The sequence below is a fragment of the Duganella sp. LjRoot269 genome (assembly GCF_964254095.1).
Taxonomy (GTDB): domain Bacteria; phylum Pseudomonadota; class Gammaproteobacteria; order Burkholderiales; family Burkholderiaceae_D; genus Rugamonas; species Rugamonas hordei.
In genome coordinates this window covers 5,778,011-5,801,404 of sequence record NZ_CAXUSL020000001.1, presented here as the reverse complement: position 1 = coordinate 5,801,404, position 23,394 = coordinate 5,778,011, and the positions used below count along the sequence as shown (strand labels likewise).

21 protein-coding genes are annotated in these 23,394 nt (G+C 65.0%); 15 read left to right on the top strand and 6 right to left on the bottom strand.

Annotation, left to right across the window (positions count from 1 at the left end; translation table 11 throughout):
• The first annotated feature begins 74 nt into the window (after positions 1-74).
• The 4 genes from ACSQ3S_RS25940 to ACSQ3S_RS25925 all read left to right on the top strand — a co-directional run bounded on the left by ACSQ3S_RS25940 (position 75) and on the right by ACSQ3S_RS25925 (position 7,234).
• A complete protein-coding gene (locus ACSQ3S_RS25940; protein WP_436144213.1) occupies positions 75-1,694 on the top strand; it encodes a glycoside hydrolase family 43 protein in 1,620 nt (539 codons plus the stop codon).
• 21 nt (positions 1,695-1,715) lie between these two features.
• Positions 1,716-3,167 (top strand): hypothetical protein, encoded by a 1,452-nt coding sequence (locus ACSQ3S_RS25935; RefSeq protein ID WP_436144212.1) that lies wholly within the window; start codon positions 1,716-1,718, stop codon positions 3,165-3,167.
• Positions 3,168-3,372: 205 nt separating this feature from the next.
• Entirely contained in the window at positions 3,373-6,348 is a 2,976-nt protein-coding gene (locus ACSQ3S_RS25930) for a TonB-dependent receptor (RefSeq protein WP_436144211.1), read from the top strand.
• A gap of 139 nt (positions 6,349-6,487) precedes the next feature.
• On the top strand, positions 6,488-7,234 hold the full coding sequence (locus ACSQ3S_RS25925; RefSeq protein WP_436144210.1) for a substrate-binding periplasmic protein: 747 nt from the start codon (positions 6,488-6,490) through the stop codon (positions 7,232-7,234).
• A gap of 45 nt (positions 7,235-7,279) precedes the next feature.
• Here the strand turns inward: ACSQ3S_RS25925 and ACSQ3S_RS25920 are convergent, their stop codons facing one another.
• Positions 7,280-9,814, bottom strand: coding sequence for a cation-translocating P-type ATPase (locus tag ACSQ3S_RS25920; RefSeq protein ID WP_436144209.1), 2,535 nt, complete (start codon positions 9,812-9,814; stop codon positions 7,280-7,282).
• Between the two features lie 175 nt (positions 9,815-9,989).
• Here ACSQ3S_RS25920 and ACSQ3S_RS25915 point away from each other — a divergent pair, with 175 nt between their 5' ends.
• From ACSQ3S_RS25915 to ACSQ3S_RS25895, 5 genes are all read left to right on the top strand, one after another.
• Positions 9,990-10,724, top strand: a complete 735-nt coding sequence (locus ACSQ3S_RS25915) for a cytochrome b/b6 domain-containing protein (RefSeq protein WP_436144208.1) — start codon at positions 9,990-9,992, stop codon at positions 10,722-10,724.
• Between the two features lie 24 nt (positions 10,725-10,748).
• Positions 10,749-11,417 (top strand): winged helix-turn-helix domain-containing protein, encoded by a 669-nt coding sequence (locus tag ACSQ3S_RS25910; RefSeq protein WP_176654406.1) that lies wholly within the window; start codon positions 10,749-10,751, stop codon positions 11,415-11,417.
• 1 nt (position 11,418) lies between these two features.
• A complete protein-coding gene (locus ACSQ3S_RS25905; RefSeq protein WP_436144207.1) occupies positions 11,419-12,780 on the top strand; it encodes an ATP-binding protein in 1,362 nt (453 codons plus the stop codon).
• 15 nt (positions 12,781-12,795) lie between these two features.
• Complete coding sequence (locus ACSQ3S_RS25900; protein WP_436144206.1) at positions 12,796-13,569, top strand: substrate-binding periplasmic protein; 774 nt, start codon at positions 12,796-12,798, stop codon at positions 13,567-13,569.
• Positions 13,570-13,693: 124 nt separating this feature from the next.
• The gene (locus tag ACSQ3S_RS25895; protein WP_353404068.1) at positions 13,694-14,431 is read left to right on the top strand and encodes an alpha/beta fold hydrolase; all 738 of its coding nucleotides are present in this window, start codon (positions 13,694-13,696) and stop codon (positions 14,429-14,431) included.
• On the opposite strand, the gene ACSQ3S_RS25890 is transcribed toward ACSQ3S_RS25895, so the two are convergent.
• Genes ACSQ3S_RS25890 through ACSQ3S_RS25880 form a run of 3 tightly spaced genes read right to left on the bottom strand, consistent with a single transcriptional unit; the run spans position 14,432 to position 16,579 of the window.
• Positions 14,432-15,802, bottom strand: a complete 1,371-nt coding sequence (locus ACSQ3S_RS25890) for a YncE family protein (RefSeq protein WP_436144205.1) — start codon at positions 15,800-15,802, stop codon at positions 14,432-14,434.
• The gene (locus tag ACSQ3S_RS25885; RefSeq protein WP_436144204.1) at positions 15,799-16,239 is read right to left on the bottom strand and encodes a DUF305 domain-containing protein; all 441 of its coding nucleotides are present in this window, start codon (positions 16,237-16,239) and stop codon (positions 15,799-15,801) included. Before ACSQ3S_RS25885 ends, ACSQ3S_RS25890 begins: the two co-directional genes overlap by 4 nt.
• A 4-nt stretch (positions 16,240-16,243) precedes the next feature.
• Positions 16,244-16,579, bottom strand: a complete 336-nt coding sequence (locus tag ACSQ3S_RS25880) for a CzcE family metal-binding protein (protein WP_413446299.1) — start codon at positions 16,577-16,579, stop codon at positions 16,244-16,246.
• 164 nt (positions 16,580-16,743) lie between these two features.
• Here ACSQ3S_RS25880 and ACSQ3S_RS25875 point away from each other — a divergent pair, with 164 nt between their 5' ends.
• The 6 genes from ACSQ3S_RS25875 (at position 16,744) to ACSQ3S_RS25850 (ending at position 21,915) form a co-directional block, all read left to right on the top strand.
• The gene (locus tag ACSQ3S_RS25875; protein ID WP_176654413.1) at positions 16,744-17,415 is read left to right on the top strand and encodes a heavy metal response regulator transcription factor; all 672 of its coding nucleotides are present in this window, start codon (positions 16,744-16,746) and stop codon (positions 17,413-17,415) included.
• Positions 17,412-18,812 (top strand): heavy metal sensor histidine kinase, encoded by a 1,401-nt coding sequence (locus tag ACSQ3S_RS25870; RefSeq protein ID WP_436144203.1) that lies wholly within the window; start codon positions 17,412-17,414, stop codon positions 18,810-18,812. Before ACSQ3S_RS25875 ends, ACSQ3S_RS25870 begins: the two co-directional genes overlap by 4 nt.
• Positions 18,813-18,911: 99 nt before the next feature.
• Entirely contained in the window at positions 18,912-19,385 is a 474-nt protein-coding gene (locus ACSQ3S_RS25865; protein WP_176654415.1) for a VOC family protein, read from the top strand.
• 10 nt (positions 19,386-19,395) lie between these two features.
• A complete protein-coding gene (locus ACSQ3S_RS25860) occupies positions 19,396-19,809 on the top strand; it encodes a YciI family protein (protein ID WP_176654416.1) in 414 nt (137 codons plus the stop codon).
• A 38-nt stretch (positions 19,810-19,847) separates the two neighbouring features.
• Positions 19,848-20,666 carry a YciI family protein gene (locus ACSQ3S_RS25855; protein WP_436144202.1) on the top strand — a complete coding sequence of 273 codons (819 nt, stop codon included), beginning with the start codon at positions 19,848-19,850 and terminating at the stop codon, positions 20,664-20,666.
• 25 nt (positions 20,667-20,691) lie between these two features.
• Entirely contained in the window at positions 20,692-21,915 is a 1,224-nt protein-coding gene (locus ACSQ3S_RS25850; RefSeq protein WP_436145078.1) for an RNA polymerase sigma factor, read from the top strand.
• Here the strand turns inward: ACSQ3S_RS25850 and ACSQ3S_RS25845 are convergent.
• Both ACSQ3S_RS25845 and ACSQ3S_RS25840 read right to left on the bottom strand, forming a co-directional pair.
• Positions 21,908-22,771 (bottom strand): alpha/beta hydrolase family protein, encoded by an 864-nt coding sequence (locus tag ACSQ3S_RS25845; RefSeq protein ID WP_436144201.1) that lies wholly within the window; start codon positions 22,769-22,771, stop codon positions 21,908-21,910. The genes ACSQ3S_RS25850 and ACSQ3S_RS25845 overlap by 8 nt on opposite strands.
• Complete coding sequence (locus tag ACSQ3S_RS25840; RefSeq protein WP_436144200.1) at positions 22,768-23,352, bottom strand: TetR/AcrR family transcriptional regulator; 585 nt, start codon at positions 23,350-23,352, stop codon at positions 22,768-22,770. The genes ACSQ3S_RS25845 and ACSQ3S_RS25840 overlap by 4 nt, the downstream gene beginning before the upstream one ends.
• Between the last annotated feature and the right edge of the window lie 42 nt (positions 23,353-23,394).

Below are 23,394 nucleotides of genomic sequence, written 5' to 3'. Positions count from 1 at the left end.
TGCCGGACTATCTTTTCATCAAATATTACAGTAAGCTGTTATCGATAACAAGAAAAACTATCAAGGAGACCGCATTGAGATCGACGACGTGTAGTTTGATTCTGGCCCTGTTGCCCATGCTGGCCGGCGCGCAGACGGCGGTTTCCGCCACGCGCGCGCCCTGGGTGGCCGACCTGGGCGACGGCCGCTATCAGAACCCGGTGCTGCACGCCGACTATGCGGATCCGGACGCCATCCGCGTCGGCGATATGTACTACATGGTGTCGTCGAGCTTCAACAACGCGCCGGGACTGCCGCTGCTGCAGTCGTCGGACCTGGTCAACTGGGAACTGGTCGGCCATGCGCTGCCGGCCTTGCCGCCGGCATCCGTGTTCGCCGTGCCGCAGCCGGGCAAGGGCGTGTGGGCGCCGGCGCTGCGCCACCACGCGGGGAAATTCTGGATTTTCTATCCCGACCCCGACTTCGGCGTGTACGTGATGACGGCGGACCGGTTCGCCGGACCGTGGAGCGAGCCGCACCTGCTGCTGGCGGGTAAAGGCATCATCGACCCGGCGCCGCTGTGGGACGACGACGGCAAGGCATGGCTGGTCCATGGCTGGGCCAAGAGCCGCTCCGGCATCAACAACATCCTGACGCTGCGCAGCATGAGCCCCGATGCCACGGCGCTGCTCGACGCGCGCGGCAAGGACATCATCAACGGCGACCTGCTGCCGGGCTACCACACCATCGAAGGGCCCAAGCTGTACAAGGCCAACGGCTATTACTATGTGTTCGCGCCGGCCGGCGGCGTCGAGCAGGGCTGGCAGTCGGTGTTCCGTTCGCGCCGCATCGAGGGGCCGTATGAGGACAGGATCGTGATGGCGCGCGGCACCTCGCCCATCAACGGGCCGCACCAGGGCGCCTGGGTGGATGGCGCGGACGGCAAGGACTGGTTCCTGCACTTCCAGGACAAGGGCGCATACGGCCGCGTGGTGCACCTGCAGCCGATGCGCTGGCGCGACGGCTGGCCGCTGATCGGCGCTGAGGCCGGCCAGTCCGGCGTCGGCGAGCCGGTGGAGAATTACGACAAGCCAGCCGGCAAGGACCGCGGCGTGCTGGTGCCGCCGACCGGCGACGAGTTCGCGTCGCCGCGTCTCGGCCTGCAATGGCAGTGGAACGCCAATCAGGCCAAGGGCTGGTACGCGCTCGATGCGCGGCGCGGCCACCTGCGGCTGTACGCGCAGCCGGCCGCCGGCAGCGCGCGCATGGCGCCGTCGGTGCTGACGCAGAAATTCCCGGCCCCCGCCTTCACCGTGGAGACGAAGCTGGAGCCGCACGGCGCGCAGCTGCAACGCGCCGGCCTGGTGGTGCTGGGTGTGCAGTATGCCTGGCTTGGCCTGCGCCGGAGCGGCGGCGTCACGCAACTGGCGCTGTCGCGCTGCGAGACGCCGGCGCTGGCTTGCGTGGAGCAGGTCGAGCCGTTGCCGGTGACGGTCAAGGGCCCGGTCTACCTGCGCGCGCGGGTGGAAGAGGGCGCTCTGGTGCAGTTTTCATACAGCCTGGATGGCGTGGCCTACACGCCGGCGGGCAAACCCTTCCAGGCGGTTGCTGGCCGCTGGGTGGGCGCGCAGATCGGTTTGATGAGCCTTGCCGCCGAGGGCGTGCAAGACCGCCAGTCGTTTATCGATGTCGACTACTTCCGTGTCGGCCAATAAAACACAATAAGGAGACAATGCATGAATATTCGAATCGCCAGCGCCGTTGCCGCGCTGTTCCTGGCTGCCGGTCCGGCGGCCGCCACAGCTTCGCAGTTGCAGGTGTTTCCGTTCGTGGAAGCGGTACGCTACTCGCATCACAACGACGACTACACGGTGCGGGTGCGCACGCCGGGTGGCGTCTGGCAGGATCTGTACGAATACAAGGTCAAGGTCGACCTGGACAATCCCAGCGACGCCTCTATGGTCTATTTTAATTTCGACGGCCCGGTCGAGGTGGCGGTGCAGAAGAACAACGGCCGCTTCAGCGAAGTGAAGATACGGCCATCCGGCAAGGGCATCAAGCCTGTGGTGCGCGGCCGCACCGCGTACTTCACGCTGACGCGCCCGGAAAACCTGAGCATTGAGTTCGACGACGACCACCTGCACAATCTGCACCTGTTCACGCATGCGATCCGCAAGGACATGCCGGCCGCGCCGCCACGCGCGGCCACCGCGCCGATCGGCAACGGCACGCCGCCGGACTTCACGCAGCCGGTGGTGTACTTCGGCCCCGGCGTGCATGACGGCGAGTTCAATGTGCGCTCCAATTCCACCGTCTACATCGACGGCTCGGCGCTGCTGAAACGGCCGCTGATCGTCAACGGCGTGGAAAACGTCAAGATCTTCAGCGACGGCCTGTTCGACAGCGTCGATATGCTGACCATCAAGAATTCACGCCATGTGCTGATCGACGGACCGATCTTCTTCAACCAGCCGCACGGCACCATGCGCTGCATCACCTCGCAGGATATCGAGGAGCGCAGCATCCGCACCATCGGCGGAGGCAAGTGGTCGGACGGCCTGGGACACTTCGCCTGCGAGCGGGTGACCGTGGCCGACAGTTTTATCCGCACCTCCGACGACAGCGTGACGCTGTACAACCACCGCTGGGATATCTGGGGCAATACGCGCGACATCGTGGTCAAGGACAGCACCTTGTGGGCCGACGTGGCGCACGCGGTCATGATCGGCATACATGGCAACACGCCGACGCCGGCCCATCCGGAGCCTGAAGTGCTGGAGCGCATCCGCTTCAGCAATATCGACATCCTCGACCACGACGAGGACGATCCGGAATACGAGGGCGCGATCGGCATCATGGCCGGCGACGACAACCTGGTGCGGGACGTGACGTTCGAGGATATCCGCGTCGACCGCATCGAGGAGGGCAAGCTGTTCAACCTGCACATCGCCTACACGCCCAAGTACAACACCAGTCCCGGACGCGGCATCGAGAACATCCTGCTGAAGAATATCAGCTTCACGGGAGAGGGCGCGCCCAGCGCCTCGGTCATGTACGGCTACGATGCGCAGCACAAGGTCAAGAACATCGTCATCGACAATGTCACCGTGGGCGGGCGCAAGCTGACGGCGCCCGAAATCAACCTGCTCGATATCGGCCAGTTTGTCGAAGGCGTCAGTTTCAAGTAGTTTTTATGTTGTGGCTTCCAAGCTACAATTTACCGACAAGATATCGATAACAGAGAAAACCGTGGACATCTGAAAAGGATGTGATACCATCAATCCTGTTATCGATAACTTGCTTAGACGAATTATCCGATACGCAACAAGAAAAGGGGCGGCACTGCTCCATCACGCGCACAAAGCGCGGATCGCACAACAACGGAGACATAAAATGAAGATGAAGATCAAACACACGCTGCCGGTTTCCGCGCTGGCGTTGACCGTGGCGCAGGGCTTGTTCGTGGCGCCGTGCGCGCTGGCCCAGGCCCAGGCGCAGGGAGCGGATGCGCAGGACGTGACCGTGGTGGTGACCGGCATACGTGCCAGCGCCCGCAACGCGCTGGCGATCAAGAAGGACTCGATTGAAATCGTCGATTCCATCACCGCCGAAGACATCGGCAAGCTGCCGGATCCCAACGTTGCCGAGACCCTGACCCGGATCCCCGGCGTGCAGGGCTACCGCTATGGCGGCGAGGGCGCCTCGCCGGTCGGCGTCGGTTCCGGCCTGACCATCCGCGGCCTGTCCGGCCAGACGGCGTCGCAGGTCAATGGCCGCGCCTACTTTACCGCCGGCGGCCGCGAATACAATATCGAAGGCGCGATCCCGGCCATGATTGCCGGCGTCGACGTGTACAAGAATCCGACGGCCGAGCATATCGAAGGCGGCATCGGCGGCCTGGTGAATATCCGCACCCGCAATCCGAGCGACTTCAAGGGACCGACCGTGTCGCTGGGCGTGTCCGGCCGCTACAACGACCTGGCCAAGGAAAAGGATCCGGAGCTGTTCGGCCTGGTCGCCAACAAATGGACGCTGGAAGGCGGCGGCAAGCTGGGCGTGATGGCCGCCGCCGTCTACCAGAGCAGCACCGGCCGCTCCGACAACAACCCGGCCAACGGCGGCGCCAACTTCAAGCGCGCGGTGCGCGCCGACAGCGCCGAGTACAAGACGCTGGCCGCTGCCAACACCGCCAACAGCCCGAATCAGCCGCTGTCGAGCTATGTCGGCCGTTCCGACGTCAGCTATCTGGCCGGCGTGCCGACGCTGCCGACTTCGGCCACCGTCGGCGCCAACACGCCGAACCTGACGGGTCTGTCGGCCGAGCAGATCGGTAACATCATGACGGCGCCCGCCATCACCAACAACGCGTTCCAGGAAACCATCATGCGCGTGCGCCGCGGCCTGAACCTGGCCGCCGACTACCGCCATGACAACACGCTGCGCTTCTTCACCGAGTTCAATTACACCTACTACCTGTACCACCAGAACTACCGCGGCCTGAACTCGGTCGACGGCGCCAACGTGCAGAACCTGACCACCACGCCGTTCGCCTTCACCGAAGGCCTGGCCAACCGTAACATCAACGGCGGCAGCAACGATGTGCTGGCCAACCAGCGCCTGCTGGGCGGCACCTTCCTCAACTCCACCGTCAACACCGTCGGCGGCGACGAGCATACGCCTTACACCACCTGGATCGCCGCCGGCGGCGCCGACTGGAACCCGACCCCCGAGCTGGCGATCAAGGCCGAGTTCAACTACATCAAGTCGAAGAAGACCCAGGACAACCGCTCGGTCAACATGGACTCGAAGGCCGGCCTGTACTGGAACACCACGCGCCTGGCCGACGGCACGCCGCACCAGCTGAACTTCACGGGCCCGAACCTGGGCGATGCCGCGAACTTCGTGTTCCGCGACTACGCCAACGGCACCAACCAGATCACGGACGACAAGGGCAGCGCCAGCGCCATCAGCGGCAAATACACGGTGGGCGAGGGCTTGCTGCGCACCGTGAAATTCGGCACCCGCTACGCGAACCAGGAAAGCCGGTTCAACAGCTACAACTTCTCCGGCAAGCCGCTGACGGTGGACGGCTTGCCGCTGAACGCGGCCCGCAGCAACGGCATTTCGGCCGATACGCTGGGCGTGACGCAGCAGTCGCCGACCAACTTCATGGACGGCGACGCCGGCTACTCGGGCGGCTACGTGGTGTACACGCCGGGAGCGCTGCTGGGCAACCAGGTCGCCAACCTGTTCCCGAAGGCGGGCATCCCGCAGGATAACGCCTACGTCGAAAACATCGGCGCGCGCCGCTTCCTGCGCGAGAACACGCTGGCGGGCTACGTGATGGGCGAATTCTCGGCGCTGGACGACCGTATCACCGGTAACGTCGGTGTGCGCGTGGTGCGCACCGACAGCAAGGCGGTGGCCATGAACAGCCTGACGGCCGGCGTGTTCACGCCGACTTCCACCAAGACGAGCTACACCAACACCTTGCCGTCGTTGAACCTGACCGGCTTTATCACGCAGGACTTCCTGACCCGCTTCGGCTACGCCAAGGGTCTGACGCGCGCGCCGCTGGACCAGTTGAACCCGACCCTGTCGGTCAACACCGTGACCGGCACCGGCAACGCCGGCAACCCGACACTGCGTCCGCAAACCGCCAACAGCTTCGACCTGTCGCTGGAACGCTACTTCAGCAAGACCAACTACGTGTCGGCGGCGGTCTTCGACAAGGAGATCGATGGCTTCTTCAACGGCATCGTCGAATGCCAGACCGTGGCCGGCGTGCCTGCCTACAGCGGCAGCCAGAACAACAGCTGCAGCAACGGCCAGTACCAGATCACCAAGTCGGTGAACTCGGAGAAGGGCAATGCGCGCGGGATGGAACTGGCGGGCCAGTACTTCTTCGACAGCTTTGCCGCGCCGCTGAAGAACTTCGGCGTGGCCGGTTCGTATACTTATGTTAAGACGTCGAACCCGGTCAACTTCGGCACCGCCGCCGCGCCGCGCATCGTCGATTCGATCCAGCCGTTCCAGTCCAAGAACAGCTACAGCGTCTCCGGCATGTACGAGGACACCAAGTGGTCGGCACGCCTGGTCTACACCTGGCGTTCGGATTCCATCCTGTTCGGCGCGTCGGCCAATCCTATCGATGCGCGCGGCATTTCCGCCACCGGCATCCTGGATGGCTCGGTCAACTACAACATCGACGAAAACTTCACCTTGTCGTTCAACGCCTCCAACATCCTCGACAAGGCGCTCAACCGCTTCGTCGGCGAGCCTGGCGCCTACCAGACCGGGATCGAGCGCCAGCACTATGCCAACGGCCGCACCTTCAGCCTGGCGCTGCGCTACAAGTTCGGCAAGTAATGTAATCGGTTGACAGCGGTACCGCATGGCGAGCTTCGGCTCGCCATGCGCGTTTGGCGGGCGGCTCGCCCCCGGCGATAGACATTTTCGACCCTTTGGCGTCTAATGAATTTTGGGACAGCTTAAGTTATGTGAAGAAATGAAACTATTCCAAGTATGCGCGATGACGGCAGGGGTGTTGCTTTCCTGGTCCGCCATGAGCGAACCGCTCCGGATTCAAACGATCCAGGGGCCACCATGGGGATTTATCGGCAGCGACGGCAAGCCCACCGGCATGATGTATGAAATCGGAAATCGCATTGCGGAGGAGGCTGGGTTCTCTTACACAAACGCCCTGGTTCCCTACGCCCGCACCGCCCTCGAAATCGAAACCGGCGGCGCCGACTGTATCTTGCGGTTCAGCAATGAGCATATGGCGCGGGTCGCCGTACCGGTGGCCAGCGTTGCCACCATGCCCGTCATTTTGGTCGGCCCCAGCGGAACGCGTTACAACAACCTGGCCGAGTTGCGCGGCAAGACCGTCGGCGTGGTGCGGACCAGCAATTATGTGGAACAATTCGACAGCGGCAGGTCGATCCAGAAGTACCCGGTCAACGATTACGTGACGATGGCGAAAATGCTGGCCATGCGGCGCCTGGACGCGGGCGTCGGCTCCAGCGTGGGCTTGTTTTACGGCGCCTATATGGCCGGCGTCAAACCGGAGGAACTTGGCGTTCCCCTGGTCCTGGGCAGCAACGATTTCATCTTGTTCCTTTCCAAGAAAAGCGCGAAGCCGGAAACGATCAGGGCGCTGAAGGAATCGGTGAGGAAACTCACTGCCAGCGGCGAGATCAAGAAAATCATGGGCAAGTACCCCAGCTTCGATGTTGAATTGCCACAGAAATAGACCGCAAGGCAAAAAACATCGCGCGCTCCACCCGGCTTAGCGCTGCTATGTTCCTGGTCGACTCCCGACGCGCGACTGTGCCCATTTGACCGACTCGAACCAGGCGACGCTCAACGCGGCAAGCATGGCGCTGGCGAGCAGCAACGGCAGGCCGGGCAGTGAAAACGCAAACAGTTCGCGTATGGTGTCCAGATAGAGCACCAACAGCAACAGCGACACGGCTGCAAGGCTGATCCAGGCGAACGCCCGGTTCGACGCATGCCGCCGCCATGACGGCAGGGACCAGCTGCGATTGACGTGGATCAGTCCCAGGTTGGACAGGATGAGGGCGAGGAAGGTGGTGGTGCGCGCGATGTCGTCGGACTTGCTGACGTCCCGGGCCAGCAGGTAAAGGCCCACCAGCATCAGCAGCAGGCCCCCCCCCTGCAGCAAGCCGCGCACCAGGATCTCGCGGTCGAACAAATGCATGTCCGGCCTGCGCGGCTTGCTCACCATGGCGTCCGCTTCCATCGGCTCCGCCTCGAACACGATGGAGCAGGCCGGGTCTATCACCAGTTGCAGAAACAGTATGTGCACCGGCATCAGCAGCATCGGCCAGCCCAGCGCCACCGGCAGGATAGACAGCCCGACGATGGGCACGTGCACCGCGACGATGAAGACGATGGCCTTGCGCAGGTTGGCGAACAAGCGGCGGCCGTGCTGGACCGCCAACAGCAGCGACGAGAAGTCGTCCCTGAGCAAGACCAGCGCCGCCGCCTCGCGGGCGACGTCGGTGCCGCGCGCGCCCATGGCCACGCCGATGCTGGCCGCCTTGAGCGCCGGCGCATCGTTGACGCCGTCGCCGGTCATGGCGACGATGTCGCCCCGGCGGCGAAAGGCCTGCACCAGGCGCAGCTTCTGTTCCGGGGCGATGCGGCAAAAGACGTCGGTATCCTTGAGCCGCGCTTGCAGCGCCGTGTCGTCCATCTGCGCCAGCTCGGCGCCGGAGAGCACACCGCCCGCTGCGCCGGTGATACCCGCCTGCTGCGCGATGGCCAAGGCCGTGGCCGGATGGTCGCCGGTGATCATCACCACGCGCATCCCCGCGGCGTGACATTGCGCCACCGCCCGAGGAACTTCCGGCCGCACCGGGTCTTGCAATGCGACCAGGCCGAGGAACACAAAGTCAAACACATGCTGATTGTCCGGCAGGCCGGCCGCCGGGAAGGTGGCGCTGGCGACGCCGATCACGCGCAAGCCGTGGTCCGCCATCGCCGCCACTTGTGCCGAGATGTCCGCCGCCCGCGCGGGATCGAGGTGGCACAGGTCGATGATGGCTTCCGGCGCACCCTTGGCCGCGATCAGGTATTCGGTGCGGTCCGGCGATTGCCACACCCGCGACATGGCCAGCATCTGCCGCGACAGCGGATAGTCGTCAATCAGGGCCCAGTCGGAATGCAGGTGTTCCGTGTTGGCCAGCAGGCGCGTGCCGGCCTGGCCGATGGCGGCCTCCATCGGATCGAACGCTTGCCGGTGGCTGGCGAGGACGGCATATTCGAGCAGGCCATGCAGCGCCTCCTGCAGCACAGCGGCGGCCGGGGCGCGGCAATCGTAGCTGGATTGTTCCGACCAAAGCCGCACCACCTCCATGCGATTGGCGGTGAGCGTGCCGGTCTTGTCGACGCACAGCACCGTCGTCGCCCCCAGCAATTCAATGGCGGGTATGCTGCGCGCCAGGATCTGTTCGCGCCCGAGCCGCCATGCGCCCAGCCCCAGGAACAGCGTCAGGATCACCGGCAATTCCTCGGGCAGGATCGCCATGGCCAGTGTCAACCCCGCCAGCAGCCCCTGCAGCCAATCCCCGCGCAGCCACCAATGGGCGAACGCCAGGCCGGCCGCGAGGCACAAGCCGCCGATGGCGACGGCCTTGACCACGGCGCGCGTTTCCAGCTGAATCGGCGTCAGCTCTCCGCCCAGCGCGGCAAGCGATGCGCCTATGCGCCCCAGCGCGCTGTGCGCTCCGGTGGCGATCACCAATCCGCTTGCCGTTCCTTGCGTGATCAGGGTGCCGGAATAGACGCGGCTTTCCACATCGCCGCCGGCGCCGGACGCGCCGTGCCTGGTCACCGGCACCGACTCGCCCGTGAGCATCGACTCGTCCACCGTCAGATTCGACGCGTTGAGCAGGTCGATATCGGCGGGAACGCGGTCGCCCTCCGCCAGCAGCACCAGGTCTCCCACCACCAGTTCCCTGCCGGCGATGCGCTCCTGCCTGCCGTCCCGCATGACCAAGGCGCGAGGACAGGACAGGTCGCGCAAGGCGTTCAGCGAACGCTCGGTGCGCCGTTGCTGGAAGAATGTGATGCAGATGACAATGCACACAAAACCCAGCAGCATCAGCGCTTCGTTGCGGTCGCCCAGCGCCAGGTAGATGACGCCGCAGGCCACCAGCAGCAGAAACATCGGCTCCGAGACCACGTCCAGCAGCAGGCGCCCAGCGCTCAGCGGGCGCGAGGTGGGCAACTCGTTCGGGCCGTTTTTACGCAGCCTCTCCGCGGCCTCCGAAGCGCTCAGGCCTTCATTTTGCAGTCGTGCCGACATGGAATCCATCCTATTTTCTGTGCAAGCGTAGCACATCGCATGCGGGAAATTGCCGGTGCCATCCGATGGTGCTCAGAATTCCTTAATGTCGCGCGGCGACCATGTCATTGCGCCGGCGAGGTTTCCGCCTCCAGCCTGGCCTCGACACTGTTTGACCAACGCAGAGGAGCATTCGATGAAAGATATTCAAGCCGCGCCCGGGGAGGGCGAAAACCACAGCCAAGTCCAAGGCCCGATCCAGGTGTGGGACTTGCCCGTCCGCCTGGTGCACTGGCTGATGGTGTTCTGCTTTGCCGGGGCTTATCTGACGGCGGAAATGGACGCATGGCGCCTGGTCCACGTGACCTTGGGCTACACGATGGCGGCATTGGTCTGCTTCCGCCTGGGGTGGGGATTTTTCGGCACGTATCATGCGCGGTTTTCCAGCTTTGTGCGGGGACCGCGGGCGACCCTGGCCTATCTCCGCTCCCTGCCAAGCGGACGGCCGCAGCATTTTACCGGACACAACCCCGCCGGCGCCGTCGCCATCCTGTTGATGCTGGCGATCGCCCTGGCGCTGACCGCCTCCGGTTGGCTGCTGTATGCCGAAAAGGCCGGCGCATGGATGGAGGAGGTGCACGAGCTGATCGCGAACCTGATGCTGGCAGTGATCGCCCTGCACGTTGCCGGGGTCCTGGTAGCGAGCCGGCTGCATCGCGAGAATCTGGTGAAGGCGATGTTCACCGGACGCAAGCGCGGTGTGCAAGCCGGGCCGGCGCAAGGGCCGGGACTGCGCGGCGGCATCGCATTCCTGCTGCTACTGCTGGTGTTGGGATTCTGGTGGTGGCAAGGCAGCGGCGCGGATATCCCCGGCGACGGCAAGGTGGCGGCTTCGCGCGAGCGCAGCCATGCCGGAGCCGAGGATGACTGAGGTGTTTCGTGGGATAATCCTGAGATGCATATACTACTCGCGGAAGACGATAGATTGCTCGGTGACGGCCTGCAGGCGGGCTTGCGCCAGCTCGGTTTCCAGGTTGACTGGGTGCTGGACGGTGCGGCTGCCGCGCGCGAGTTGCGGACGCAACCCCCTTATGCCGCAGCCGTGCTCGATCTGGGGCTGCCGCTGAAGGACGGCCTGGCCGTGCTGGCCGAGGTGCGGCAGGCCGGCGTCATGGTGCCGGTGCTGATACTGACCGCACGCGATACGGTGCCTGACCGTATCCGTGGCCTGGATATCGGCGCCGACGACTATGTGGTGAAACCGGTGGACTTGTATGAACTGGCGGCGCGCCTGCGCGCCCTGATCCGGCGCTCCCATGGCCAGGTCCAGCAGTACCTGCGGGCCCGCGACATCGAGCTCGACGCCGCCGCCAGGATCGTGCGGCGCGCCGGCGCGGTGGTGTCGCTGTCGGCGCGCGAGTTTGATCTGCTGCAGGCGCTGATGCTCAATGCGGACCGGGTGCTGTCACGCGAACAGCTGGAACAATATCTTTACAGTTGGGGGCAGGAGGTGGAGAGCAATGCGATTGAGGTGCACATCCATAACCTGAGGCGCAAGCTGGGGGCCGATCTGATACAGACGGTGCGCGGCGTCGGTTACATGCTGTTGCGGGCGGCGGCCTAGCATGACGGGCCGCCCGGCGTCATTGCAAGGCCGCTTGATCCGATCGGTGTTGGCGGTGGTCACCCTGATATGGCTGCTTGCCGCCGGCCTGACCTGGTTCGATGCCCGGCACGAACTGGACGAACTGCTCGACGCCCACCTGGCGCAGTCGGCGGCATTGCTGCTGACGCAAAGGCTGGGCGATTTCGACAGTGATGAGATCGCGCCCGGCACGCCGGGCGCCCGGCATGTCGCCTCCGCCACCGTCATGTTCCAGGTCTATCAGGCCGGCCGGCTGATACTGAAGTCCGACGATGCGCCGGACCAGCCCCTGATGGCGCGCGGCGCGGCGCGGCCCGGCTATGGCGTGGTGACGCATGGGGGGAAGTCCTGGCGCGCCTACGCGGCGCCGGACAGCGCGCGGCGGCTCGATGTCTTTGTCGCCGAGCGCCTGGCATCGCGGCAGGAGATTTTGTGGGCGGTGCTGCGCAGCAGCCTGTGGCCGCTGCTGCCGGCCTTGCCGCTGCTGGCCATCGCCACGTGGTGGACGGTGCGCCGTGGGACGGCGCCGATACGCGCGTTGAGCCGGGCGGTGCTGTCGCGGCAGCCGCAGGCGCTCGAGCCTATCGCGGTGCCGGGCCTGACGGTGGAACTGAGGCCGCTGCTGTCATCGATGAACCAGCTGTTCGAACGCATCGTGGAATTGCGCGATGCGGAGCGGCGCTTCACCGCGGACGCGGCGCATGAATTGCGCACGCCGATCGCTGCCATTCGCATGCAGGCGCAAGTGGCCGCGGCAGAGACCCAGCCGGAAGCGCGCCGGCATGCATTGGCGGCCACGCTCGACGGCTGCGATCGCGCGACCAGGCTTGTTGAGCAACTGCTGACGCTGTCGCGGCTGGAAACCACCGGCGTGGTCGAGCGGAGGCCCGTCGAATTGCGGCAACTGGTGCGGCAGGTGCTGGCGGAGGTGGCGCCCAAGGCCGCGGGCAAGCAGCAGGAACTGAGCCTGGATGCGGAAAAGGAATGCCCGGTGCTGGGCGACGACATGCTGCTGATGGTCTTGGTACGCAACCTGATCGACAACGCCGTGCGCTACAGTCCGGCCGGCGCCCGCATCGCCGTGCGGCTGGTATGCCAGAATGAGCGCTTCAACCTCAGTATCGAGGATAGCGGCCCCGGGATCAGTCCGGCCCACCTGGCCAGGCTGGGTGAGCGCTTCTTCCGGGTGACGGGCAGCGGGGAGAGCGGGAGCGGGCTGGGATGGTCGATCGCGCGGCGGATCGCCTCCACACATGGCTTCGAGCTAGGCGCGGGGAGCTCGGTGTCGCTTGGCGGCATGGCGGCCAGCGTGGCCGGACCACTGGCCGTGTACGCACAATAGGAAATGGCGGACAAAATGTCGATACTAAAAAACCGTAGCGCCGTACCCTTGCTGTGCGGCTGGGCCCTGGCTGTGTTGCTGCCCATGGCGAGCAGCGGCGCCGAAGTCAGGATGGCCTTCGGTGAAAAAATTCCGCCGTTCTGTTTTCCCGAGACCGACTCGGGCATCGAGATCGAGATCATCCGCGAAGCGCTGGCCTTTCGCGGCCACGTCCTCAAGCCGGCATATTATCCGTTTGCCCGCATCCCGATCGCGTTCAAGGCAGGCAGCGTCGACGCGGCCATGACGGACCTGGGCGAGAACATGGACAAGGCGGGCGGATACTATGGCGAGCCGGCGGTTTTTTATGACAACGTGTTCATCACTTTGAAGGAGCGCAACGTGACGATCAAGACGCCGGCGGATTTGCGCGGGTTGACCGTCATCGCGTTTCCCGGCGCCGCCAGGCGCTATCCCTTGTGGCTGGACGATGTGAAAAAATCCGGGCGATATTTTGAGCAAAACAACCAGTCGCTCCAGGTCATGACGCTCAATGCCGGGCACTACGATGTCGCCCTCAGCGATCGAAGCATATTCAGGTATTTTTCATCGGCGCTGCAGAAGACCAAGGATTTCCGTCCCAAGCCGGTGGTCATGCACAGCTTTGTGAAAATGAATCCCCAGGACTACCGCCCGGTATTCCGGGATCCCGTGGTCCGCGACGACTTCAACGCCGGACTGCGGCAGTTAAAGGCGGCCGGGCGGGTCAATGCGATCTATAAAAAATACCTGGGAGACCAGCAGGACTAGCGTGCGGACGCCCTCGCCAAGGGCTTTTCGCCGGCTGTTGTAATCTGTTTGTAATCTGCGCGTAATGTTTGGGTCATGGGCTGGTTTCTATACTGGGTTTTTAACCTCGATAAAGGACTGGACCATGAAACGCTCACTCATTGCCGCCGCCACGCTGCTGGCGGCCAATCTCGCTGTCGCCGCGCCGTCGGTACACAACGTCGTGCTGGTGCACGGCGCCTATGCCGACGGCTCCGGCTGGAACGAGGTGATCGCCCGCCTGCAGAAAGCCGGCATGCACGTCACCTCGGTGCAGAACCCATTGACCTCGCTGGCCGACGATGCCGAGGCCACGCGCCGCGTCCTGGCGCTGCAGGACGGCCCGACGATCCTGGTCGGCCACTCGTGGGCCGGCACCGTGATCAGCGAGACCGGCAACGATCCGAAAGTGGCGGCGCTGGTGTACCTGGCGGCGCGCGCGCCGGATGTCGGCGAAGACTACGGCGCTTTGGCGGCCAAATTCCCGGCGCCGCCTGCCAGCGCGGGCCTGGTCAAGTCGCCGGATGGTTTTGCGCAGCTGAGCGAGCAGGCCTTTGTGCGCGACTTTGCCGGCGACCTCGATCCGGCGCAGGCGCGCGTGCTGTACGCATCGCAGGGACGGATTTCGCAGACGCTGTTCTCCGGCCGTACCACGCAGGCCGCCTGGAAGAATAAACCCAGCTACTACGTCGTGTCGCAGAACGACCGCACCACGTCGCCGGAACTGGAACGCTTCGTCGCCAAGCGCATGGGCGCGAAGACCATCGAACTGGCGTCCAGCCATGTATCGATGATCTCGCACCCGGACGAGATTGCAAACCTCATCCTTGAAGCAGCGAAGTAATTACTGAACGCTGACCAGCACGGGAGTAGCGCTGCCCGTGCCGGCCTCGGTCACCATCAGGCGGTCGGCCTTGGCCGCCGCATCGCTGGCGGCCTGCGCGCGCACCGGTCCGATCATGGTGCCGTTGGCCATCCCCGCGTCGTTGGTGCGGAAGCTGCCGACCGGCGCCGCCTGGCTGCTGACCGTTACGTTATAAACCGTATTGGGCTTCAGCTTGTACAGGAACACTTCCATCGCATCAACCACGCCCAGGTTGCGCACCACGACAAAGCCCTTGCCTTCGCCGGTTGTCGGCTTGAGCGCGATGTTGTGCGAATCCTGGTTCACGCGCGGCACCAGGTTGGAGCGGTCGTCGGCGGACGGCGCCACCTTGGACAAATACACCAGCGCTTGCGGCGCCTGCCCACCGGGCATGGTGGCGATGATCTTGTTGGTCGCGGGATCGATGACCTGCACGCCGTCGCCGTTTTCCAGGCCGACGTAAATGCGGCTGCTGTCGTCGGACGTCCAGATCCCGTGCGGCAGGGCGCCGGTCGGGATGGTGGCCAGCAGCCTGGCTTCCTTGCCGGTGGTGTAGACCTTGACGACGTTCTCGCCGCCTATGGTCACGTAGGCGCGCACCTCGCCGGCCACGGTGGCGAAGGCCAGGTGGTTGGAGATGAAGCCGGTGTCGATCACGCCGGTCACCTCCAGCGTCTTGGTGCTGATGCGGGTGACCTTGCCGACGTCCTTGTGCGTCATCCAGATCTCGCTGTAGTCGGGCGTGAATTGCAGGAACGGCGAGAACGGGCTGACCACGCCGATGCGCTTGACGACGGTGTGCGTGGCCACGTCGATGACGTCGACGGTCGGCGTAAAGCTCGACACGGCAAAGGCCAGCTTGCCATCCGGGTGGAACTGCACCATGCCGGGACCGAGGTCGGTCTGGATGCGGCGCGTTTCCCTGAACGTGAGCGGATCGATGACGGAGATATAGTCTTCGCCGCGCACCACCACCCACACCTCCTTGCCGTCGGCGCTGAAGAATCCCTCGTGCGGCGAGCGGCCCACATAGGTCTTGCCCTTGACCTTGTTGGTCGCGGTATCGATGAAGGTCACCGAATTGGAGCCGTTGGAAATGGCGATCAGCGTCTTGTGATCCGGCGAAAAGCCCAGGCCGTGCACATTGATCTCGCCGCGATACAGCGGCGACAGCACGTCCGGCCGCACGTTGCCCAGCTTGATCTGGCCCAGCAGCGTGTTGCTGGCGGGGTTGAAGACGGAAATGGTATTGGTGTTCTGGTCCGCGGTGTAGACACGGTCCAGCGGCGACGGCGCGGCGGCGGCATAAGCCGACAGCAGCGTTCCTACCGCGAAAGCGATGGTTTTCATTTATTTGCCCCTTTATTGGTCTCTTGTGGTTGTCGTTGCAGCCAGGCCTGCATTACCTTGATCTCGTTCTGCTGTTCGGCGATGATGCCCAGCGCCAGGTTGCGGATCTCCGGGTCCTGGGTGTACAGCAGCACTGCTTTCGCCATGTCGACGGCGCCCTGGTGGTGCGGCATCATCATGGTGACGAAATCGTGTGCGCTCACGCCGTTCATCGGCGCCTGCTTCATGCCGGCGTCCATCACGGCCATGGCGTCGTCCATCAGCGCGTCGAAGGTTTTGGCGGTGCTGGCGACGAATGCCGGCGGCGGCTGGCCGCTGTCTGCGCTGTCGCCGTGGTGGTGATGTTCCTGGGCGCCCGCCGGCGACGCCGCCAGCGCCAGGGCGCCGGCGAAGCCTAGACGGAGCGCGCCGCGTAGTGCTCCACGTGGTGCGCGCATGGCCTTAACCGCGATACAGCGGGTTGGAGGCGACATACACCGTGACCTTGTGGTCTACACTGCCTGCCGGGGCGATTTTCGACAGGTCGAAGGCGGCTTCGTCGTGCAGCGTGTCAAAATGCCAGGTGAAGCTGGTGCCGTTGGACTGGAATTCCACGGTATCGCCGTTGTCGACGTTGACCCAGGGCGTGTTGGCGTTGATGACGATATGGCGCTGGGCGTTGGATGGCGCCACGGCGCTGCCGTATTCGGCGGTGCCGTTGGCGGCGAAAGCGGTGGAGGCGGCCAGGGTTGCGGTCAGGGCTGCGGTCAATGAGGCGATGCGGATGGCGTTGAACATGATGATTCCTATAGTGAGTTGACTGTCGGGGAGTCGATGCATTTGCTGTATCGATGGAGCCAGTCTAGAGAGCCGCCGCTGACGGGAAGATGACGTGCAAATGACAGATTTGTAATCCAAACGGCCTGCGGAAAAGCCGACAATGCTGCATCTGGAGGTAGATCATGAAAATTCTGGTTGTTGAAGACGAGCCGAAAGCGGGCGATTACCTGGTCAAGGGCCTGCAGGAATCCGGCTACGTGGCGGACCTGGCGCGCAATGGCGTCGACGGCCTGGCGCTGGCGCTGGAGCACGACTACGAACTGATCGTGCTGGACGTGATGCTGCCGCAAATGGACGGCTGGGCGGTGCTGAGCAAGCTGCGCGAGCGCAAACAGACGCCGGTGCTGTTCCTGACCGCGCGCGACGACGTGGCCGACCGCGTCAAGGGACTGGAACTGGGCGCCGACGATTACCTGGTCAAACCGTTCGCTTTCGCCGAACTGCTGGCCCGCGTCAAGACGCTGATGCGCCGGGGGCCGGTGCGCGAGATGGAAATGATACGCGTGGCCGACCTGGAAATCGACGTGCTGCGCCGCCGCGTCACGCGCCAGTCCACGCGCATCGAGCTGACCGCCAAGGAGTTCGCGCTGCTGCACCTGCTGGCCAAGCGCCAGGGCGAGGTGCTGTCGCGCACGCAGATCGCCTCGATGGTGTGGGACATGAACTTCGATTCGGACACCAACGTGGTCGACGTCGCCGTGCGCCGGCTGCGCGCCAAGATCGACGACCCCTACACCACCAAGCTGATACAGACGGTGCGCGGCATGGGCTATCTGCTGGAAGCGCGGTCATGAAGCTTCGTCCGCTGTCGTTGACGCTGCGCGTCGCGCTGCTGCTGTCGGCGGTCGCCATCGTCACCTTCCTGGCGGCCGGCGCCTACCTGTATCAGACGCTGGCGCGGCAGATGTCCTACCGCGACGACGTGGAACTGATCAACAAGGTGATGCAGATCCGCCGCATCGTGGCCGAGCTGCCGTCGCCGCAGGCCATCGCGCGCGACAGGCGGCCGCTGATGGATACGCTGTTCGGCCACAACGACTTCATGCTGCGCGTGAACGGGCCGGATGGCGCACCGCTGCTGCAATCGTCCACCACTTCGCGGCCGCTGCCCAAGGTGGACAGCGTGCCGCCGCAGCGTGAACTGACGCTGGACGACATCCACGACTGGATGCCGGCCATGGGGCGTGGCCGCATGGTCAGCGCGGTCGGGCTGGCCGGCGGCGAACCGGTCAAGATCACGCTGGCGCGCGAGCGCTCCGACCGGCTGCAACTGCTGCGCCGCTATACCTCGGATCTGCTGGCCGCGCTGTGTGGCGGCGCCGCGCTGGCCACCTTGCTCGGCTATGCGATCGTGCGCCACAGCATGCGCCAGCTGCGCTCCGTCATCGGCAAGGCCAACGAGATCAACACCAACCGTCTCAACACCCGTTTGTCGGTGCGCGACGCGCCGGTCGAGCTGCGCGAGATGGGCGAGGCCTTCAACGCCATGCTGGACCGGCTGGAGGACGGCGTGCAGCGCCTGTCCGGCTTTGCCGCCGATCTGGCGCACGACCTGCGCACGCCGGTCAACACGCTGATGGTGGAAACCCAGGTCGCGCTGTCGCGCCCGCGCACGGTGGAGGAATACCAGTCGCTGCTGGCGTCCAATTCGGAAGAGTACGAACGGCTGGCGCGCATGATCGAGAACACGCTGTTCCTGGCGCGGGTCGACAACGCCCAGCTGGCGCTGCAGCGCGAAACGCTGGACCTGCGCAACGAGCTGCTGCGCATCCACGACTACTTCGAGATCCTGGCCGACGACGTCGGCGTCGCGCTGACGGTCGATGCGCCGGCGCTCGAAGCGCATGTCGATCCTGTGCTGCTGCAGCGCGCCGTCAGCAACCTGGTGTCGAACGCGATCCGCTACACGCCGGCGGGCGGCGCGGTGCGCCTGTCGGCGCGCAGGATGGAGCAGGGCGTGGAGCTGGCCGTCAGCAATACCGGCGCCGGCATTGCGCCGGAACATTTGCCGCGCATCTTCGACCGCTATTACCGTGCCGACGCCGCGCGCTCCAACCAGGCCCATTCGGCGGGGCTCGGGTTGTCCATCGTCCGTGCCATCATGGAGTTGCACAATGGAAACGTCCGGGTCGAGAGTTTGCCGGGACAGACCACTACGTTTTACCTGCGGTTTGGTTCCGCGGACAAGTAAATAAAAAAATTAAAAAAACATGTCGATTTGATGCGTGCTGCTTCGTCGTAGAGGTAGAGTGACGATTCACTCGCTTCAACCCACATCAAGGAGATCACCATGACTGCAAAAGTAGATGCCATTCCAGAAGGTATGCACAGCGTCACCCCGCACCTGGTTTGCGAGGGGGCGGCCGACGCCATCGAGTTCTACAAGAAGGCCTTCAACGCCGTCGAAACGGCGCGCATGCCCGGCCCGAACAACAAGTTGATGCACGCCGCCGTCAAGATCGGCGATTCCATCGTCATGCTGGCGGACGATTTTCCCGACTATGGCGGCCTCGGCCCGAAGGCGCTGAAGGGCAGCCCGGTCACGCTGCACCTGTACGTGAAGGATGCGGACGCCATCTTCGCCCAGGCGGTGGCCGCCGGGGCCACCGTCAAGATGCCGATTGCCGACATGTTCTGGGGCGACCGCTACGGCCAGGTCACCGATCCGTTCGGCCACCACTGGTCGATCGCCACCCACATCAAGGACATGACGCCCGAAGAAATGAACGAGGCGATGAAACAGCAAACCCCGCCTTGCGAATAAGGAGACCGTCATGCGTTTCATGATTATCGTAAAAGCCACCGAGGATTCCGAGGCCGGCAAGATGCCGAGCACCGAGCTGCTGACGGCGATGGGCAAGTTCAACGAGGAGCTGGTCAACGCCGGCGTGCTGCTGGCCGGCGAGGGGCTGCATCCCAGCTCCAAGGGGGCCCGCATCCGCTACGACGGCGCCAGCCGCACCGTCATCGACGGCCCGTTCTCCGAGACCAAGGAATTGATCGCGGGCTTCTGGCTGATCCAGGTGAAATCGAAGGAGGAGGCCATCGAGTGGATGAAGCGTTGTCCGAACCCGATGGAAGTGCCGTCCGAAATCGAGATCCGCCAGGTGTTCGAGATGGAGGATTTTGGCGAAGCCGCCACACCCGAGGTGATCGCGCAGGAAGAAGCCTTGCGCGCCCGCCTGTGATGCTGCTACCTTAGCCGTAATAAAAACAGGAGCATTCCATGGAATTCATGATACTGCGCCGGGCCAACCAGAACACCGAACGCGGCCAGCAGCCGCCGGCGCTGGAGCCGGGAATCTTTTTACGTCCGAGCGCCGAAGCGGTGCGGCTGGTGCGCCGCGACGGCGTATGGAGCCAGAGCCAGGGGCCGTTCTCGCCGAAGGAGCTGGTGGCCGGCTTTACGCTGATCGAGGCCGAGTCGCGCGAGGATGCGATCGAGCAGGTGCGCTGGTTTCCGCTGTTCGACAGCGGCGCAGTCTATGAAATCCGCGACCCCGGCTGCCCTGGCGGCTGCGTCGGCTTCGACGATCGCGGCACGGCGGCGGGCACGCTGCCGCGCCGCGAGGAGTCGCTGACGCGCTACGTGGTGTTCATCCGTTCCGACGCCGACCTGGAGGCCAACAGGGTGCCGCCGGCGGAAGTCATCGACGTGATGAACGCCTACAACGAAGCGGGCGTGCGGCAGGGCGTGCTGCTGGCGGGCGAAGGACTGCGCGGTACGTCCAATGCCGCGCGGGTCCACTTCGCCAATTCGAAGACGACGGTGATCGACGGCCCGTTCACCGAGGTGAAGGAGCTGATCGCCGGCTACTGGATGCTGCAGGCGGCGTCGATCGACGACGCCATCGCCTGGGCCAAGGCCTATCCCTATCCCAGCCCCGGCGACCTGACGCTGGAGATACGCGAAGCCTGCGAGCGTATCGCCCACCAGGAATTTACCCCGGAAATGCGCGCCGCCGAGGAACGCCTGCGCGCCGAGCTGCTGGAGGTGGGCCTGCGCGAAGCCTTCAGCAAAAAATCCCGTGCCCGCCAAGGTTGACAAGGTCGTCGAGGCGGTCTGGCGGATGGAGTCCGCCAAGATCATCGCCGTGCTGGCGCGCATGCTGCGCGACGTCGGCCAGGCCGAGGAACTGGCGCAGGACGCGCTGGTGCTGGCGCTGGAGCGCTGGCCCGAGACCGGCGTGCCCGACCAGCCGGCCGCCTGGCTGACCACCGTGGCCAAGAACCGCGCGCTGGACGTGCTGCGCCGGCGCCAGATGCACCAGGAAAAAGAAGCGGAACTGACCTACGAACTGGAAGGCGTGCTGCAGGACGCCTCGCCCAACCTGGATGCGGCGGTGGCCGATGCGCTGGAAAACGACATCGGCGACGACCTGCTGCGCCTGGTGTTCGTGGCCTGCCACCCGGTGCTGCCGACCGAAGGCCGCGTGGCGCTGACCTTGCGCATGCTGGGTGGCTTGAGCACCGAGGAAATCGCCCGCGCCTTCCTGGTGCAGGAATCGACGGTGGCGCAGCGCATCGTGCGCGCCAAGCGCACGCTGGCCGAAGCCAAGGTGCCGTTCGAGGCGCCGCGCGCGCACGAGCTGGTCGAACGGCTGGCGTCGGTGCTGCAGGTGATCTACCTGATTTATAACGAAGGCTATTCCGCCAGCGCCGGCGCCGACTGGATGCGCCCCACTTTGTGCGAGGAGGCGCTGCGCCTCGGCCGCATCCTGGCCGAGCTGGTGCCGGGCGAGCCGGAGGTGCACGGACTGGTGGCGCTGATGGAGATCCAGTCGTCGCGCGCCCGCGCCCGCGTGGGGCCGAAGGGCGAGCCGATACTGCTGCTGGAGCAGGACCGCGCGCGCTGGGACCAGATGCTGATACGGCGTGGCCTGGCCGCGCTGGAGCGCGCCGCGCACACCGGCCGCGGCCTGGGGCCGTACGGCTTGCAGGCGGCCATCGCATCCTGCCATGCGCGGGCGCGGACGGCGGCCGACACCGACTGGGGCCGCATCGCGGCGCTGTACGACGCCTTGTCGCAGCTGGCGCCGTCGCCGGTGGTGGAGCTCAATCGCGCGGTGGCGCTGACCATGGCCTTCGGCCCGGAGGCGGGGCTGGAGGTGGTCGATGGATTGATGGATGTGCCGGCGCTGCGAAACTATCATCTGCTGCCCAGCGTGCGGGGAGATTTCCTGGCCAAGCTGGGGCGGCACGACGAAGCCCGCATCGAATTCCAGCGCGCGGCGGAGCTGACGCAAAACGAGCGGGAACGCGCGCTGCTGCTGGCGCGCGCCGGCGCTAAATGAGCCGGGCCTGGAACCAGGCCAGCGCGTCCTCCCACAGCGGTTGCGCCTTCGCCTTGAAGTAGCCCATATGGCCTATGGCGCCAACGCCGGCGCGCGCGGGGTCGATGGTGACGGCGGTGACGCTGGCGTTGCGGTAGCCGGCCATGAAGGCGTCGCGCGAGGCGGGGCGCGCCCACAGGTCGTCCAGCGCGTTGACCGCCATCACCGGCATGCGCACGCGGTCGTAGCTGGCGCGGATGCCGTGCATGTCAGGATCGTCGAAGAAGTAGTGCGGGTAGCGGCACCAGCCTTTCCATTGGCGGTAGACGTCCAGCGGCAGGTCTTCACCCATGCCCAGCTTGCTCCAGGCCAGATAGCCCTTCCAGCGCGTCAGTATAGGGCCGGCGATGTTCCACATGATCCAGACCTTGACGCGTTCCAGCGGCGGCATCCAGCCGTGCCAGCCGGCGCCGGTGGCGAACAGGTAGCAGGCGGCGATCTTGTGCTGGTTAGGCAGCAGGCCGAGCGCGTGGCCGCCGTAGGAATGGCCGATCATGAACAATGGCAGTCCGTCCTGCTTGCTGGCGTCCATGTGGTCGACGGCGGCGGCCAGGTCGAGGCGGCCCCAATCCAGGTAATCCATCTTGAAGCCCTTCAGCGTGGCCGGGCGCGACAGGCCGATGCCGCGATAGTCCAGCGTCAGCACGCGGAAGCCGCGCGCCGCCGCGAACTCGGCGAAGCGGCGGTAGTAGCCCTGCGGCACGCCGGTGGCGCTGGCGACGATCAGGTGCGCGCGGAGGTCGCCGGCGGCGGGGTAGAGCGTGGCGGCGATCGGGTAGCCGTCGGCGGCCTTGAGTGTGAGTTGCTGTTTGATCATTGCGGTTTTCCTTGGAGTTGTGCGCGCAGCAGGGGGAACAGGGTGGCGCTGACCAGTTCCATCGGCGCCACGCTGCCGGCCACGCGGGCTTGCAGCAGGGCGCCCTCGTAGGCCGCCACGATCAGCGCGGCCAGGCCGCCGGCGTTGGCGATTTTTCCGGAGGCCTCGAAGGCCTGCGCCAGCCGATCGCGCACGGCGGCAAAGCCGTCCGACAGCGCCTGCCGGATCGCGACGTCGTCGACTTCCGATTCCAGCGCCACGGTGGCCAGCGGACAGCCGCGCTGGAAACCGCTGGCCGCCAGCAGTTGCTGCGCCTTGCTGGTCCACAGTTCCAGCGCGACCACCGGATCGGGCGAGGCGGGCAGCAGCTTGTCGAGCAGGGCGCACAGGTCGGCCACCTGCTGCTGGATGGCGGCCACCGCCAGCTCGGTCTTGCCACCGGGAAAATGATGATAGAGGCCGCCCTTGGGCGTGTCGGCGGCGGCCAGGATTTCGCTGATGCCGGCGCCATGCAGGCCCTTGCGCTGCAGCGCATCGCCCATGGCGCGGATCAGCCGGTCTCGGGTGGGTAAAGTAGTCATGTCATGGACTGTACAGACCGGTCGGTCTGTTGGCAAGTGAAA

Excerpts from the sequence above, each read along its gene's own strand:
- ACSQ3S_RS25890 (WP_436144205.1), bottom strand. The coding sequence starts at position 15,802 with ATGAAAACCATCGCTTTCGCGGTAGGAACGCTGCTGTCGGCTTATGCC.
- ACSQ3S_RS25845 (WP_436144201.1), bottom strand. The coding sequence starts at position 22,771 with ATGATCAAACAGCAACTCACACTCAAGGCCGCCGACGGCTACCCGATC.
- ACSQ3S_RS25855 (WP_436144202.1), top strand. The coding sequence starts at position 19,848 with ATGGAATTCATGATACTGCGCCGGGCCAACCAGAACACCGAACGCGGC.
- ACSQ3S_RS25900 (WP_436144206.1), top strand. The coding sequence starts at position 12,796 with ATGTCGATACTAAAAAACCGTAGCGCCGTACCCTTGCTGTGCGGCTGG.
- ACSQ3S_RS25925 (WP_436144210.1), top strand. The coding sequence starts at position 6,488 with ATGAAACTATTCCAAGTATGCGCGATGACGGCAGGGGTGTTGCTTTCC.
- ACSQ3S_RS25915 (WP_436144208.1), top strand. The coding sequence starts at position 9,990 with ATGAAAGATATTCAAGCCGCGCCCGGGGAGGGCGAAAACCACAGCCAA.
- ACSQ3S_RS25910 (WP_176654406.1), top strand. The coding sequence starts at position 10,749 with ATGCATATACTACTCGCGGAAGACGATAGATTGCTCGGTGACGGCCTG.
- ACSQ3S_RS25850 (WP_436145078.1), top strand. The coding sequence starts at position 20,692 with ATGGAGTCCGCCAAGATCATCGCCGTGCTGGCGCGCATGCTGCGCGAC.
- ACSQ3S_RS25895 (WP_353404068.1), top strand. The coding sequence starts at position 13,694 with ATGAAACGCTCACTCATTGCCGCCGCCACGCTGCTGGCGGCCAATCTC.
- ACSQ3S_RS25930 (WP_436144211.1), top strand. The coding sequence starts at position 3,373 with ATGAAGATGAAGATCAAACACACGCTGCCGGTTTCCGCGCTGGCGTTG.
- ACSQ3S_RS25920 (WP_436144209.1), bottom strand. The coding sequence starts at position 9,814 with ATGTCGGCACGACTGCAAAATGAAGGCCTGAGCGCTTCGGAGGCCGCG.
- ACSQ3S_RS25875 (WP_176654413.1), top strand. The coding sequence starts at position 16,744 with ATGAAAATTCTGGTTGTTGAAGACGAGCCGAAAGCGGGCGATTACCTG.
- ACSQ3S_RS25935 (WP_436144212.1), top strand. The coding sequence starts at position 1,716 with ATGAATATTCGAATCGCCAGCGCCGTTGCCGCGCTGTTCCTGGCTGCC.
- ACSQ3S_RS25870 (WP_436144203.1), top strand. The coding sequence starts at position 17,412 with ATGAAGCTTCGTCCGCTGTCGTTGACGCTGCGCGTCGCGCTGCTGCTG.
- ACSQ3S_RS25865 (WP_176654415.1), top strand. The coding sequence starts at position 18,912 with ATGACTGCAAAAGTAGATGCCATTCCAGAAGGTATGCACAGCGTCACC.
- ACSQ3S_RS25860 (WP_176654416.1), top strand. The coding sequence starts at position 19,396 with ATGCGTTTCATGATTATCGTAAAAGCCACCGAGGATTCCGAGGCCGGC.
- ACSQ3S_RS25885 (WP_436144204.1), bottom strand. The coding sequence starts at position 16,239 with ATGCGCGCACCACGTGGAGCACTACGCGGCGCGCTCCGTCTAGGCTTC.
- ACSQ3S_RS25880 (WP_413446299.1), bottom strand. The coding sequence starts at position 16,579 with ATGTTCAACGCCATCCGCATCGCCTCATTGACCGCAGCCCTGACCGCA.
- ACSQ3S_RS25905 (WP_436144207.1), top strand. The coding sequence starts at position 11,419 with ATGACGGGCCGCCCGGCGTCATTGCAAGGCCGCTTGATCCGATCGGTG.
- ACSQ3S_RS25840 (WP_436144200.1), bottom strand. The coding sequence starts at position 23,352 with ATGACTACTTTACCCACCCGAGACCGGCTGATCCGCGCCATGGGCGAT.